This window comes from Castellaniella sp. WN, assembly GCF_054457555.1.
In genome coordinates this window covers 72,409-86,860 of record NZ_JBTKZC010000001.1, presented here as the reverse complement: position 1 = coordinate 86,860, position 14,452 = coordinate 72,409, and the positions used below count along the sequence as shown (strand labels likewise).

Below are 14,452 nucleotides of genomic sequence, written 5' to 3'. Positions count from 1 at the left end.
ACTGTTCCCCCAACGGCAATTCATCCTTCTCCATACGCCAATTTTCTCCAGGACCGAATCTTTAACCTATCGGGTACATCAAGCCGCGCACCCGACAACAAGAATCGCACGGCCCGCATGCCAAGGATTTTCCTGGAGACAAGCATGACCAAGCAGCTCGATCCCATCACCCTGGCCGTCGTCCGGGGGGCGCTGGAGACCACCCAGCGCGAAATGACGATGACGCTGGAAAAGACCGCCCGGTCCAGCGTCTTCAACGTCGCCCACGACTACAGCAACGCCCTCTTCAACCATCGGCCTGAAATGATCCTGCAGGGCCAGGACATCCCCATCCATCTGGGCGGCCTGATCCCCGCCATGAAAGCGGTGGCCGCATACATCGGCGGTCCGGTGCCGGCCGGCTACAACCCGGACGCCAAGGAAATCTTCGCCGAAGGTCTGCGCATCCCGCCCGTGAAGCTCTGGGAAAAGGGCAAGCCCAGGGAGGACGTCATCAACTTCATGCTCACCAACATGCGCTCGCGCCGTGACCAGGAAGGCGATCTCAAGGCGCAGTTGGGCGCAGTGAACGTGGGCGCGCGCAACCTCACCGCCCTGCTGGAAAAATACGGCGTCGAAACCGTCCAGGCCTGTGTCGACGAGTTGCTCGACATGGCCGACCGCCACATGCGCGGCATCATCCATTCAGTACCGGACGGCAGCTACAAGGCCGAGGCGGTGCTCGAGGATGCCGGCCACGGCTACGGCAACCTGACCATCGGCGCCCGGATCGACATCCAGGGCGACACCTGCCACATCCGCATTTCCAGCCCGCCCCAGATCCCCTACTTCATCAATTCCTACGCGGGCAACTCGATTTCCGGCGTCTACCTGGGACTGATGATGTTCGCCCAGCTGGATCCGCCTTACAACGAAGGCTTGTACCGCTGCATCCACGTGGATCTGGGTCCCGAGGGCACACTGTGCAACGCCACCGAGCCGGCGCCGCACGTGAACAGCACCACCACGCCCATGGAAACCCTGGCCGACGCCGTGCGTCTCGCCCTGGAGCGGGCGGACTCTTCGCGGGCCGTGGGATCCTGGGGGCATTCGAGCGGCCTGAACATCGCCGGCATGGACAGGCGCAACCAGGAGGAATACGTGACCATGGTGCTCGCCTCATTGATTTCGGGCGCGGGCGCCACGGCGCACATGGACGGCTGGAACGCCTGCGGCCCGCAGTGCTGCTTCGGCGCCCTTTATTCCGGCGACATCGAAATGCTGGAGCATTCCTATCCAATCCAGATCCACCGCTACGGCCTCATCCCCGACAGCGGCGGTGCCGGAAAATACCGCGGCGGCTGCGGCACGGTGTGGGAAGTCGAGCCGCTGGGCCACTCCATGACGGCGGTGAGCTTCGGCGAGGGCCGATTCCAGCCGGCTCTGGGCGCGAGCGGCGCGGCCAGCGCCCGTCCCGAACTCAAGGTGGGCCGCATCGAAATCCACGACAGTGCCGACCTCGTGCGGACGGTGAAGAAGAATGCCATCTTCACTCTGAAGGAGGGCCAGCGAATCGCCAGCTACAACCCCGGCGGCGGCGGCTGGGGACCGGCGCTGGAGCGCGACCCCGCCGCCGTGCTGCACGATGTGCGCAACGGCCTGGTGTCGATCGAAGCCGCGCGCGACGAATACGGCGTAGTCATCGAACCGGCGACCCTGGTCCTGGACGACGAACGCACCCGTGCGCTGCGCACCGAGGTCCTGCGACACGAAGCACTCGCCTCCTGAACCGCCCGATCCCGAAACGACACAGAGGAAGACATCATGACGACATATCGACTGGGCGTGGATGCCGGCGGCACTTTCACGGACTTCATCCTGGCGGACCAGACCGGCAACGTGCGCTTGTTCAAGGCGTCGTCCACCCCCGAAGACGGCACGCGCGCGATCGCGGACGGCCTGGGTCAGATCTCGGAAGCGCTGGGCCGGCCCGTGGCCGCCATCCTGGCCGATACCGAACTGTGCGTGCACGGCACGACGGTGGCCCTGAACGCGCTGATCCAGCACAAGGGCGTCAAGACTGGCCTGATCTGTACCGCGGGCCACGAGGATTCCATCGAAATCCGCCTGGGCCACAAGGAAGAAGGCCACCGCTACGACGGCCAGTACCCTCCGGCGAAGATGCTGGTGGAGCGCTACCTGCGCCGTCCCATCCGCGAACGCACCCTGAGCGACGGATCGGTACGCGTACCGCTGAACGAGGACGACGTGCGCGAGGCATGTGAATTCTTCCGCGGGGAGGGCGTGGAAGCGGTCGCCATCTCGTTCCTGTGGTCAGTGCTGAACGACGGCAACGAACGGCGCGCAGCGGAAATCGTGCGCGCGATGCTGCCCGGCGTCTACGTTTCGGTCGGCACCGAGGTTTACCCGCAGATGCGCGAGTACACACGCACGTCCACGACCGTCACCAATGCCTACCTCGGGCCGGTCCTGCGCCGCTATGTGACGCGCATCGATCAGTATTTCCGGAACCAGGGTGCCGTGACCCCGGTGCGCTACTACCAGTCCAACGGCGGGATGGCCTCGCTCGAAGTCATGGCCTCGCGCGCGGTCAACGCCATCAACTCCGGTCCCGCCTCGGCACCGCAGGCCGCCCTGCACATCGGCAAGCCCTTCGGCTACGATAACCTGATCACCGTCGACATGGGCGGCACTTCGTTCGACATGACGCTCACGCACGGCGGCGTCACGAACGTAAGCAAGGACATCGACTTCCTGCGCTACCGCATCGGCACCCCCATGGTGCAGGTCGAGACCCTGGGCGCCGGCGGCGGCTCCATCGCCTGGATCGACCGCATGGGCGTGCTCAACGTCGGCCCGGGCAGCGCCGGCGCCGACCCCGGGCCGGCAGCCTACGGCCGCGGAGGCACCGAGCCCACGGTCACCGACTCGAACGTGGTGCTGGGCTACCTGAACCCTGAACACCTCCTGGGCGGCCGCCTGAAGATCGACCGGCAGGCCGCGCATGACGCGATCGACAGGGTCATCGCGCAGCCGCTCGGCATTACGCCGGAAAAAGCCGCCTATGGCATCCACAGTATCGTCAACCACAACATGGTGGACGGCATCCGCCGGGTGACCATCGAACGCGGCCACGACCCACGCGATTTCGTGCTGGTGGGCGCGGGCGGGGCCACCAGCCTGCATATCGCCGCGTTGGCGCGCGAGATCGGCATCCGTACAGTGCTGATCCCCAAGCTCGCCTCGGGCTTGTGCGCCTTCGGCCAGATCCTGTCCGACATCAAGTACAACCTCATGGCCGCCTGCCCGATGCGCCTGGACGGGCACGCCGATCTCGAACGCATCGAGCGCCGCTTCAATGAACTGCAGGACCGGGCACTGGCCCTGCTGGAAAAGGAGGAAGGCATCGACGGCGAATGCGTGTCCTTCAGCCGCGTCATCGACATGCGCTACGTGGGCCAGATCCACGAATGCTCGGTCAGCATCGGTTCTCTGCCCGTGAACACCGGTACGATCGGCGAGATCCGCCGCGCCTTCGATGCCATGCACGAGCAGTTGTTCACCTATTCAGAGCCCGAAAGCGAGGTGGAGATCGTCAACATCGAGAGCATCGCGCTCCTGCGCAGCGGCCATGAAGTGCGGCAGAACACCCCGCCGGGCGGCCGGACGGCCGAGGCGCTGCTCACGCGCCGTCCGATGATCTTCAGCGCAGACGGCTCGCGCATCGACACCCCGGTATACGACGGCGACAAGCTGGGCGAGGGCGACGAGCTCTCCGGCCCGGCCGTCATCGAGGAAGCCACCACCACCATCGTCGTCGATCCAGGCTGGAACATCCGCCTGGACGCGAGCGGTACCTACATCATGCGCGACCAGCAGGCCCTATGATCCACCCCCATTGAAACAGCCCTTCCGCACACCATAAAACCAGCGGAACAGGAGGAGACAAAATGACAACGCACGTACAAGGCGGGGCGCAGGCCGCCGCCGCGGAAGAAATCGCCGGAGCGATTCCGGCCCGATCCCGGATGGGCAAGCTGAGCTTGACCATGGCCTGGTGGGGCGTGTGCAGCGCCATGTTCTACATCGTCGTCGCCGCATCGCTGGCACACCAGTTCGGCACTCTGAACGCCATCATCGGCATGGTGCTCTCAGTGCTGACCTATGGCGCGATCAACGCCGCCATCGCCCGCTACGCCATCCGCACCGGACTGTCGGTCGGCCTCTTTTCCCGGGTGCTCTTCGGCGACTTCGGAGCCTCGCTCGCCACCTTGATCTTCTTTGCCACCGCACTGTACTACGGTGTGTTCGAGAGCTCGGTGATGGCCGTGGCCCTGCAGGCCTACTTCCCATCCGTGCCCCTGAATCTGGCCTACCTGATCGTCATCGTCTACGGCATCGTCCTCATCTTCGGCAGCATCCAAACCTGGCTCGACAAACTCAACGGCGTGCTGCTGCCGATCTATCTGGCGGGGCTGGCCGTGGCCGTGCTGCTCGCGATCTCGGATCATGGCTACAGCAACGACTGGCTGTTCCTGGCGCCCGAAAACGGGCCGGTCGAATACGGCTGGTGGCATTGCTATACCTACTACATGGGCGTATGGATATTGATGATGTACACGTTCGACTATGCGCGCTACGGCCGCAGGGAGGACGAGTCCTACCATGCCCATTTCAACTTCGGCATCCCTTTCTACCTGGTCACCTTCCTGCTGAGCGGGATGGCCGGCATCTTTCTGGCATCCACACTCGGCACCACGAGCGAGGCGGGCGTGGTGACCAGCCTCGTGCGGCTCATGGGCTTCGGCGGGCTGGTGTTCGCCTGGGTGACGCAGACGCGGATCAATACCGCCAATTTTCACCTGGCCACCACCAACATGCGCGCCTTCTTCGAGCGCCTGCTGCGCCTGCGGCTGCCGCACTGGGCATGGGCGATTTCGTGGGTGCGCTGGCCTATGTGATCATGCTGGCGGACGTATTCAGCTACATCCTGCAGGCGCTCGCCTACCAGGGAGTGTTCGTGGTCGCATGGGTGGGTGTCGCCCTGGTGCATATCCTGCTGCACCCGGCCGGCGCCGATGCCGCGCAGGCTCTCGCGGCCGGCTCCCCGGCGCGGCAGGCGCTCAATCCGGGAGGCCTGCTTGCCTGGTTCACGGGCACGGCCTGCGGCCTGTTCCTGATGCACGACGCCGGCATGGCTTCGTTCTCGGCTCCCGTCACCTTCCTCGTCTCCTCGGCCGTGTACGCGGTCGCCGCGCGCCGCGTATCCGGATTCCGCCGGTCCAGCCTAGAATGAAGCGGATGGAATCCTTGGGAGATGAGTATGCACAGCCAATACTCCACCCGCGGAATTGCCGATCAGGACAAGTCCCGCTACTGGCAGGCCGCGGTCAACGACACCTACTTCAACCTGAAGCTCACCTTCGAGGAAACCCGCTCGTTCGACGCCACGCTGGACTCCTGGGAGATCGGCCGTCTGTCCCTGTCGCGCCTGTGCTCCCAGGCGCTGCATTATCAGCGCCTGGGCCAGCACTGCGCGAGCGAAAACGACAGCTTCCTGGTCACCGTGCCCGAACTCAGCGAGATCCACTTCGAGCAGATGGGGCGCAGCACTTGGTGCCCGCCGGGCGGATTCATCCTGGAAGACAGCCGCGAACCCTTCCTCTTCCAGCATCCCAAGGCAAACGCCATGTGGGTGCTGAAAGTACCAGGCGACCTGCTGCGCTCGCGGCTGCGCAACCCTAGAAACTATTGCGCCACCCTGTTCGATGCCCGCGACGGCGCGGGCTCGCTGTTCGTCAGCTACCTGAAGCTGCTCATCGAGCACCGCCGGGATCTGCCCGAAACGACGCAGGCGCTGATGGGCGTGCACACGGTCGATCTGCTCGCCTCCACCCTCGAACGCAACCCCAAGGTGCTGCACTCGGAGAATTCGGCGGTCCGCAATGCCCACCTGAAGCGGGTGGAAGCCTACATCCGCACGCACCTCGACAATCCCGGCCTGAAGCCCGAATTGATCGCCCGGTCGTGCAACCTGTCCACGCGCTACCTGCACATGCTGTGCCGCGAAACCGGCTGCAGCGTATCGGACTGGGTCCGCGAACTGCGCCTGCAGGAAGCCCACGCGCGGCTGCGTTACCGTCCCGCCAGCATCCAGATCGGCACGATCGCCTATCAACTGGGTTTCACGGACCAATCCAAGTTCTGCAATCAGTTCAAGGCGCGCTTCGGAATGACGCCCAGCGAAGCGCGCAATCCTTCCCAGACATAATGGCCGCTCGTTAAGCGAAGGTGGCCCGTCTCCCGTATCGTGGATTGCGCCCTCTTGCAAGGTGGGCCGAGCCACATGCGACGGGGCGAGCCAGTCGCAAACCGTATGGAGCGCTTCAATGAACCGGCTGATCAGATTGCGCTCACCGAGTATCAAATTCGCAGCATGGCGAGCCCAGGCGCCGAAGGTAAGGATCGGAATTAGCCAGACAGGACACTAGTCGAACCAGGACACCCACATGCGGCCCTGCCGGGCCGCAACGCGCAAACAGGGTCCGTCATCCGGCTGATTGGCCCCCGCAGACCAAGCGACATCAGGGAAAATACCAGGTCCATAGGTCATGCTGTGGATTTCTCTCCGCCCTTGGGCGATATCGATGTTCTTCGTCGATTGGCTCCATTAATAATAATCAAATGGATCTATTTATCAAACCAAAACCACAGTATATTGACTGAAAAAACAGGGCCATCCCCTACCCAGCGGAGACAATCATGACCGGACTGAACCAGCAATTGCAGGCCCGCAAGAACGCGGCCATCCCCAATGGCATCGGCATCACCTGCGACTTCTACGCCAGCCGCGCCCTGAACGCCGAGCTGTGGGACGTGGAAGGCCGGCGCTACATCGACTTCGCGGCCGGGATCGCCGTGGCCAACACCGGCCACCGCCATCCTCGCCTCGTCCAGGCGATCCGCGAACAGCTGGATGCCTTCACCCATACCGCCTTCCAGGTCGCGCCCTACGGCTCCTACGTGGAACTGGCCGAGCGCATCAACCGCCTGACGCCCGGCGGTCACCCCAAGAAAACCGCCTTCTTCACGACCGGCGCCGAAGCCCTGGAAAATGCCGTCAAGATCGCACGCGCCGCCACTGGACGCACCGGAGTCGTGGCTTTTTCCGGCGCCTTCCACGGCCGCACCTTCATGGGCATGGCCCTGACCGGCAAGGTCGCCCCCTACAAGCAGGATTTCGGCCCGCTGCCGGCCGAGGTCTACCATATCCCCTTCCCTAATCCGCTGGACGGCATCACCACGCAGGACGCCCTCCGGGCTCTGGACCTGCTGTTCAAGGCCGACATCAGTCCGAAACGCGTGGCGGCCATCGTGATCGAGCCGATCCAGGGCGAAGGCGGCTTCAACGTCGCCCCGCCGGAACTCCTGCGGGCGCTGCGCGAGCGCTGCGACACCCATGGCATCCTGCTCATCGCCGACGAGGTCCAGACCGGCTTCGCCCGCACGGGCCGGATGTTCGCCATCGAGCACTCGGGCGTGACGCCCGACCTGATCACCATGGCCAAGAGCCTGGCGGGCGGCATGCCGCTGTCCGGCGTCTGCGGCCGGGCCGAACTGATGGACGCCGCGCCGCGCGGTTCGCTGGGCGGCACCTACGCGGGCAATCCGCTGGCCATCGCCGCCGCCCTGGCCGTGCTGGACGTGATCGACGAGGAACGCCTGATCGCGCGCGCCGATGCCCTGGGCCAAAGACTGCGCCAGGCGCTGGCCGGCTTCGCGCACCCGCGCATGGCTGAAATCCGCGGCCTGGGCGCCATGGTCGCCGCCGAGTTCCGCCATCCCGACGGCCGGCCCGATCCCGACACCGCCGCCCGCATCCAGCGCCGCGCCCTGGAACGCGGACTGGTCCTGCTCACCTGCGGCGCCTACGGCCAGGTCATCCGGTTCCTCTTCCCCCTGACAATCCCCGATGGCCTGCTGGAAGAAGGTCTGGCTATCCTCCAGGAAGCCATGGCCGCCTAGGGTTCGCCCCGGCCGCATCCCGTCCATCCGCATCCGGAGGTTGCCCTCGATGTCCGCAGTCCCCACTCCCGAACCCCTGGTCCGATTCCAGGGCGTCCAGAAATCCTACGATGGCAGTCACCTGGTCGTCCGGGACCTCAATCTCGACATCCGCCCCGGCGAGTTCCTGTCCCTGCTCGGCCCTTCGGGGTCCGGCAAGACCACCTGCCTGATGATGCTCGCCGGCTTCGAGTCTCCGACCCGGGGCGACATCCTCCTGGAAGGACGCCGCCTGAACGATGTCCCGCCCCATCACCGCAACCTGGGCATGGTGTTCCAGAACTACGCGCTGTTCCCCCACATGACGGTCGAGCGCAACCTGGAATACCCCCTGAAAGTCCGCAAGATGCCCGCCGCGCAGCGCGCGGAGCGCATCCACGAGGCCCTGTCCATGGTACAGATGCAGGACTTCGCCAAGCGCTACCCCGCCCAGCTCTCGGGCGGCCAGCAGCAGCGCATCGCCCTGGCGCGCGCCCTGGTCTTCCAGCCCAAGATCGTCCTCATGGACGAGCCGCTGGGGGCGCTGGACAAGCAGTTGCGCGAACACATGCAGCTCGAGCTCAAGGCGCTGCACCGGCAACTGGGCATCACCTTCGTCTACGTCACCCACGACCAGAGCGAAGCCCTGACCATGAGCAATCGCATCGCGGTGTTCAACCAGGGCGTCATCCAGCAGGTCTGCGCCGCCGACACACTGTACGAAACGCCGTGCAACCGCTTCGTGGCCGGCTTCGTGGGCGACAGCAACCAGTTCCACGGCACCGTGCGCGCCGTCGAGGGCGACTTCTGCCTGGTCGACCTGACCGGCGGCACACAGCTGCGCGGACTCAACGTCCAGGGCCTGGCGGCCGGAGCCCCCTGTGTCGTGGCGATGCGTCCGGAGCGCGTCCTGCCGGCCGCCGATGGCGGCGCCAACGCATTCCACGCCGTCGCTGTCGACGAGGTCTACTTCGGCGACCACGTCCGCCTGCGCTGCCGCCTGGACGGCGGCGACACCTTCTTCGTCAAAATGCCCCTGGCCGCGGACGCCGGGGCGCATGCCCCCGGAACCCGTATCCCCTTGCGGATCGATCCCGGACACGTCCGCGTTTTCCTCCCCTGACATCCCCCACCAAAACACAGGAGACATTCCATGAAAAACCAACCCCTGCTCACCGCCCTGGCGCTCGCGGTTCCCCTGGCCCTGGCCCAGGCCCCCTCCCAGGCGCGTGACCTGACGGTCGTGAACTTCGGCGGCGCCAATGGCGACGCCCAGAACGCCGCCTTCATCCAGCCCTTCGAGAAGGAGACCGGCAAGAAGGTCATTTCCGTCGCCTACAACGGCGAACAGGCCAAGGTCAAGGCCATGGTCCAGTCCAAGAACGTCGTCTGGGACGCCGTCGAGGTCGAGACCGGCGACCTGGGCCGGGGCTGCGACGAAGGCCTGTACGAAAACATCGACTGGGGCTCGATCCTGAACAAGGGCGATCTGGTGCGCGGCGCCCTGAAATACTGCGGCGTGGGCACCTTCGTCTGGTCCACCGTCCTGGCCTACAACGCCGACACCCTGAAGACGCCGCCGACCGGCTGGGCGGACTTCTGGGACGTGAAGAAATTCCCCGGCAAGCGCGGCCTGCGCAAGGGCGCGCACTACAACGTCGAATTCGCCCTGATGGCCGACGGCGTGCCGCCGCAGGACGTCTACAAGGTCCTGGCGACTCCCGAAGGCGTGGACCGCGCCTTCAAGAAACTCGACGAGATCAAGCCCTACGTCCAGTGGTGGGAGGCCGGCGCCCAGCCGCCGCAGATGCTGACGGCCGGCGACGTCGTCATGTCCGCCGCCTACAACGGCCGCATCGACGCGGCGCAACGCGAGGGCCGGCCCCTGAAGGTCGTCTGGAGCCAGAGCGTCTACGACTTCGACTACTGGGTCATCCCGGTCGGCTCGCCGAACAAGGATCAGGCGATCGAATTCATCCGCTACGCCAGCTCGCCCAAGGCGCAGGCGGCCTATTCGCAGCATATCGCCTACGGGCCGATCAGCAAGGAAGCCATCGGCATGCTCAAGCCAGACGTCCTGGCCAACGTGCCCAACTCCCCGGCCAACGCCCGCAACGCCCTGTTCAACGACCTGGAGTTCTGGACCGACCACGGTGAAGAACTCGAACAGCGCTTCACGGCCTGGGCCGCCCGCTGATCCGGCCGGGGGCCGGCCGGACGCCGGCCCCCTTCGACCACCCGAGAAAACCCGCCATGGACACGACATTCGACGATCCCGGCGCCATCCGGCGCGCGATGCAAGCCGCGCAGCGGCGCCGGACCTGGCGCGCCCTCCTGCTGGTCGGGCCGCTGGCCCTGTTCCTGCTGGCAGTCTTCGTGATCCCGATCGCCGCCCTGCTGACCCGGGCGGCCGACAATCCCGAAGTCATCGGCACCCTGCCCCGCACCCTGCACGCGCTGGCCGGCTGGGACGGCCGCACCGCGCCGCCCGACGCGGCCTTCCGGGCGCTGGCGCAAGACCTGGAGCAGGCCAAGAATTCCCCCGCCGCGGGCGAACTCGCCCGGCGCCTGAACTACGAAATCGCCGGCTACCGCTCGCTGCTCTTCAAGACCCTGCGACGCGTGCCGATCGAGGCGGCCGACGACGCCGACGCCCGCGCGCAGCTCACCGCCCTGGACAAACGCTGGGCCGAACCCGCCTACTGGGGTGTCATCGCCAGCAATGATCGCTCCTGGACCCCCTACTACCTGCTGGCCTCGCTGGACCTGAAGCTCGATGCCGACGGCCGCGTGGTGGCCGCGCCCCCCGGCACCTCGGCCTTCCAGGAAATCTTCTCGCGCACCTTCGTCATCAGCCTGGTGGTCACCCTGATCACCCTCGCGCTGGGCTACCCACTGGCCTACTGGATCACGCGCCTGCCCAAGCGGCGCGCCAACCTGGTGCTGATCTGCATCCTGATCCCCTTCTGGACTTCCGTGCTGGTGCGCATCGCCGCCTGGGTGGTGCTGCTGCAGCGCGAGGGCCTGATCAACGGCGCCCTGGGGGGCCTGGGCCTGATTTCCGAGCCCCTGCCCCTGCTGTTCAACCGCCTGGGCGTCTATATCGCCATGGTCCACATCCTGCTGCCCTTCATGGTGCTGCCCCTGTACAGCGTCATGCAGTCCGTGCCGCCCAGCTACCAGCGCGCCGCCATTTCCCTGGGCAGCCATCCTTTCGCCGCCTTCTGGCGCGTGTACGTGCCGCAGACCTATCCCGGAGCCGCGGCCGGGTCGCTGCTGGTGTTCATCATCGCCATCGGCTACTACATCACGCCGGCCCTGCTGGGCGGCGCCGGCGACCAGATGATCAGCTACTACGTCGCGTACTTCACCAACCAGACCATCAACTGGGGCATGGCCAGCGCGCTCGGCCTGATCCTGCTGGCGGCCACCCTGCTGCTCTACGCCCTGTACCGCCGGATCTCCGGCAAGGAACTGGCCCTGAACTAGCGAAGACAGGCCCTGAGAGGACGACCATGTTCAAGACCGAATTCCCGCCCTACCTGTCCCTGGGCGAACGCACCTGGCACTACACGCTGCGCATCCTGTGCGCGCTGATCCTGGTGTTCCTGCTGCTGCCGATCCTGGTGATCGTGCCTCTGTCGTTCAACCAGAGCTCCATGCTGCTCTATCCGATCGAATCGTTCTCGCTACGCTGGTACGAGACTCTGTTCCATTCGGACGAATGGGCCCGGGCGACGGCCAACAGCTTCATCGTCGCCCCCGCCGCCACCCTGCTGGCCACTATCCTGGGCACACTGGCCGCGGCGGGCCTGCACCGGGTCGAATTCCACGGCAAAGGGCTGCTGATGGCCGTACTGATCTCGCCGATGATCGTGCCGCTCGTGGTCACGGGCCTGGGCATCTATCTGTTCTTCGCCCCCTACGGCCTGGCCAACAGCTATGCCGGCCTGATCCTGGCCCTGGCCGCGATCGGCGCGCCCTTCGTGGTCACCACCGTGTCGGCGACGCTGCAGGGCTTCGACCCCAACCTGCTGCGCGCCAGCTACAGCCTGGGCGCCGGCCCCGTCCTGACCTTCTTCCGCGTGACCCTGCCCATCATCGCGCCCGGCGTCATCGCGGGCGCCCTGTTCGCCTTCGCCACCGCCTTCGACGAAATCGTCATCACGCTGTTCCTGGCGGGCCCCGAGCAGACCACCCTGCCGCGCCAGATGTTCACCGGCATCCGCGAGAACATCAGCCCGGTCATCGCCGCCGTGGCGACCATCCTGATCCTGTTCTCGACGGCGCTGCTGCTGGCCCTGGAATGGCTGCGCGGGCGCGTCGAGGCCAAGACCGTGCGGCTGGACGGCTGAGCGGCCCGGGTGGCGGCCCACGCCGCCCGCCCCGTCCGGATCCCGGCCGCACGCCCTAGTGTCCTGTCTGGTGAGTTTGGTCACTTGAATTCGGATACATGGGCTTGTCAGGCAAGGCGCAAGCCGCGGTGAGGTGGACAAGCAACGCAGCATGGCCAGCCCGGGCGCCGAAGGTAAGGATCGGAATTAGCCGGACAGGACACTAGAAGCGGGCGCCGGCTCCCACGATGAGGCGCGCGTCACGCGACCCGTCGGCCACGTCGTGGCGGCGGCTGGCTCCCGCGACCGAGCCCGAAAGCGTCAGGTTCTTGCCCAGGGCGTAATCCAGGCCGACGCTGTAGTCGAACTTGTTGCGCAGGCTGAACGCGTCGTAGGGCTGGTATCCCGCGCCCAGCGTCATATCCAGCCTGTCCATCAGCGGATGGGCATAGTTCAACCGGTAATATATGTCGTTCGTGTTGACGTTCTCGCGCACGCCGCGATAGACCTTGAATCCGAGGCGCCGGTATTTCAGGCCCGCATAGACCTCGCCCGAATTGCGCGAACCCTCGCCAGGATAGAAATGTGGAAGCCGCTGTCGAAGTCGTCATCCACCCCGCCCTGAATGGCCGGCCGCACCGATTCGTTGCGCCCGTCCTGGTCGACGCCCCTGTCCTTGTACAGGGAAACCGCGCTCAGACCTGCGCCAGGGCTTTCCGGATCGCCTCCAGGCGGTCGGCCGGGACGCGTGCCCAGCACAGGCCGTCGGCCTCCAGATCAACCAGGCCGTCGACCGCGGCGGCCAGGCCCGACAGGTCGCGGCCGGCGAAGGAACGGCCCAGACCGTTCAGGACCTTGGGATCGCCGAAAGGCTCGGACAACAGCAACTCGGCGCCGTCGGCGCCGAACAGGCGCTGACGGAAATGGCCGTCCTCGTCCCGGAAGGACACGATCCTCGCGCGGCCGGAGCGCGCGACGCCGGCCGCCCCGGCCGCGCGCGACACGCCGGCACCCGTCCCGGCGGCCATGCGCAGGCCCACGGCCTCGCGCAGGCGGGCCATCATGGGGGTGGCGATGCGCCGGGCCTTGACCGCGCCAGCCTGCAGGATGTCTTCGATCCGCTCAGGATGAGCCATCAGATCCGCGTAGCGCTCGCGCATCGGGCCGATCTGGACCTCGATCCGCTCGCACAGCGCCTGCTTGGCCTCGCCCCAGCTCAGGCCGCCTTCCAGGGCGGCGCGGAACTCCGCCGACAGCGAAGGCGTGGCGAAAGCCTGGTACAGCGTATACAGGTGCGAGCCCTCGGCATCCTTGGGCTCGCCGGGCAGCCGAGAATCAGTGACGATCCGCGCCGCGGCCGATTTCAACGCCTTCGCCCCGCCCTCGAACAGAGGGATGGTGTTGTCATAGCTCTTGGACATCTTGCGCCCGTCCAGGCCCGGCAGCGTGGCGACGGCCTCATCGATCTGGACTTCCGGCAGCACGAACAGGTCCTCGCCACGGCCGTACAGGTGGTTGAAGCGCTGGGCGATGTCGCGCGCCATCTCCAGATGCTGGATCTGGTCTCGTCCCACCGGCACACGGTGGGCGTTGAACATCAGGATGTCGGCGGCCATCAGCACCGGATAGGAGAACAACCCCATGGTGACGCCGTCGTCGGGCTCGACACCCTTGGCGACGTTGGCGTCCACCGAGGCCTTGTAGGCATGCGCGCGGTTCATCAGGCCCTTGGCCGTGACGCAATTCAGCATCCAGCACAGTTCCGGGATCTCCGGAATGTCCGACTGGCGGTAAAAGGTCGTGCGGTCGGTGTCCAGGCCGGCCGCGACCCAGGTCGCTGCGATCTCCAGCCGCGAGCGCGCGATGCGCGCGGGATCGTCGCACTTGATCAGCGCATGGTAGTCGGCCAGGAAGAAGAAGGCGTCCACGCCCGGCTCGGCGCTGGCCTGAATCGCCGGGCGGATGGCGCCGGCGTAATTGCCCAGGTGGGGAGTGCCGGACGTGGTAATGCCGGTCAGGACGCGGGTGACGGGTGTGCTCATGGGGTTTCCAGGGGATTTGCCGGACATCGCCGA

10 protein-coding genes and 1 pseudogene are annotated in these 14,452 nt (G+C 66.1%); 9 read left to right on the top strand and 2 right to left on the bottom strand.

Annotated features, from left to right (window positions below; all coding sequences use genetic code 11):
• Positions 1-144 precede the first annotated feature (144 nt).
• The 9 genes and pseudogenes from ACTPOE_RS00390 (at position 145) to ACTPOE_RS00350 (ending at position 12,398) form a co-directional block, all read left to right on the top strand.
• Complete coding sequence (locus ACTPOE_RS00390) at positions 145-1,767, top strand: hydantoinase B/oxoprolinase family protein (protein ID WP_458870139.1); 1,623 nt, start codon at positions 145-147, stop codon at positions 1,765-1,767.
• 36 nt (positions 1,768-1,803) lie between these two features.
• Positions 1,804-3,888: a caprolactamase subunit alpha gene (capA, locus tag ACTPOE_RS00385; protein ID WP_458870137.1), complete on the top strand. Its 2,085-nt coding sequence runs from the start codon at positions 1,804-1,806 to the stop codon at positions 3,886-3,888.
• 62 nt (positions 3,889-3,950) lie between these two features.
• Positions 3,951-5,296 (top strand): annotated as a pseudogene (locus ACTPOE_RS00380) (purine-cytosine permease family protein).
• A 27-nt stretch (positions 5,297-5,323) separates the two neighbouring features.
• Complete coding sequence (locus tag ACTPOE_RS00375; protein ID WP_458870135.1) at positions 5,324-6,271, top strand: AraC-like ligand-binding domain-containing protein; 948 nt, start codon at positions 5,324-5,326, stop codon at positions 6,269-6,271.
• A gap of 491 nt (positions 6,272-6,762) precedes the next feature.
• Positions 6,763-8,025: a 4-aminobutyrate--2-oxoglutarate transaminase gene (gene gabT / locus ACTPOE_RS00370; protein WP_458870133.1), complete on the top strand. Its 1,263-nt coding sequence runs from the start codon at positions 6,763-6,765 to the stop codon at positions 8,023-8,025.
• Positions 8,026-8,074: 49 nt separating this feature from the next.
• Positions 8,075-9,166 (top strand): ABC transporter ATP-binding protein, encoded by a 1,092-nt coding sequence (locus ACTPOE_RS00365; RefSeq protein WP_458870131.1) that lies wholly within the window; start codon positions 8,075-8,077, stop codon positions 9,164-9,166.
• A 30-nt stretch (positions 9,167-9,196) separates the two neighbouring features.
• Complete coding sequence (locus tag ACTPOE_RS00360) at positions 9,197-10,240, top strand: ABC transporter substrate-binding protein (protein WP_458870129.1); 1,044 nt, start codon at positions 9,197-9,199, stop codon at positions 10,238-10,240.
• A gap of 56 nt (positions 10,241-10,296) precedes the next feature.
• Positions 10,297-11,532 carry an ABC transporter permease gene (locus tag ACTPOE_RS00355; protein ID WP_458870127.1) on the top strand — a complete coding sequence of 412 codons (1,236 nt, stop codon included), beginning with the start codon at positions 10,297-10,299 and terminating at the stop codon, positions 11,530-11,532.
• A gap of 26 nt (positions 11,533-11,558) precedes the next feature.
• Positions 11,559-12,398, top strand: coding sequence for an ABC transporter permease (locus ACTPOE_RS00350; RefSeq protein ID WP_458870125.1), 840 nt, complete (start codon positions 11,559-11,561; stop codon positions 12,396-12,398).
• Between the two features lie 202 nt (positions 12,399-12,600).
• Here the strand turns inward: ACTPOE_RS00350 and ACTPOE_RS00345 are convergent, their stop codons facing one another.
• Both ACTPOE_RS00345 and ACTPOE_RS00340 read right to left on the bottom strand, forming a co-directional pair.
• Positions 12,601-12,813, bottom strand: coding sequence for a hypothetical protein (locus ACTPOE_RS00345; protein ID WP_458870123.1), 213 nt, complete (start codon positions 12,811-12,813; stop codon positions 12,601-12,603).
• 259 nt (positions 12,814-13,072) lie between these two features.
• Positions 13,073-14,419: a tryptophan--tRNA ligase gene (locus tag ACTPOE_RS00340; RefSeq protein ID WP_458870121.1), complete on the bottom strand. Its 1,347-nt coding sequence runs from the start codon at positions 14,417-14,419 to the stop codon at positions 13,073-13,075.
• Positions 14,420-14,452: the final 33 nt, after the last annotated feature.

Coding starts and splice junctions, on each gene's coding strand:
- ACTPOE_RS00390 (WP_458870139.1), top strand. CDS start 145: ATGACCAAGCAGCTCGATCCCATCACCCTGGCCGTCGTCCGGGGGGCG.
- capA (WP_458870137.1), top strand. CDS start 1,804: ATGACGACATATCGACTGGGCGTGGATGCCGGCGGCACTTTCACGGAC.
- ACTPOE_RS00375 (WP_458870135.1), top strand. CDS start 5,324: ATGCACAGCCAATACTCCACCCGCGGAATTGCCGATCAGGACAAGTCC.
- gabT (WP_458870133.1), top strand. CDS start 6,763: ATGACCGGACTGAACCAGCAATTGCAGGCCCGCAAGAACGCGGCCATC.
- ACTPOE_RS00365 (WP_458870131.1), top strand. CDS start 8,075: ATGTCCGCAGTCCCCACTCCCGAACCCCTGGTCCGATTCCAGGGCGTC.
- ACTPOE_RS00360 (WP_458870129.1), top strand. CDS start 9,197: ATGAAAAACCAACCCCTGCTCACCGCCCTGGCGCTCGCGGTTCCCCTG.
- ACTPOE_RS00355 (WP_458870127.1), top strand. CDS start 10,297: ATGGACACGACATTCGACGATCCCGGCGCCATCCGGCGCGCGATGCAA.
- ACTPOE_RS00350 (WP_458870125.1), top strand. CDS start 11,559: ATGTTCAAGACCGAATTCCCGCCCTACCTGTCCCTGGGCGAACGCACC.
- ACTPOE_RS00345 (WP_458870123.1), bottom strand. CDS start 12,813: ATGGACAGGCTGGATATGACGCTGGGCGCGGGATACCAGCCCTACGAC.
- ACTPOE_RS00340 (WP_458870121.1), bottom strand. CDS start 14,419: ATGAGCACACCCGTCACCCGCGTCCTGACCGGCATTACCACGTCCGGC.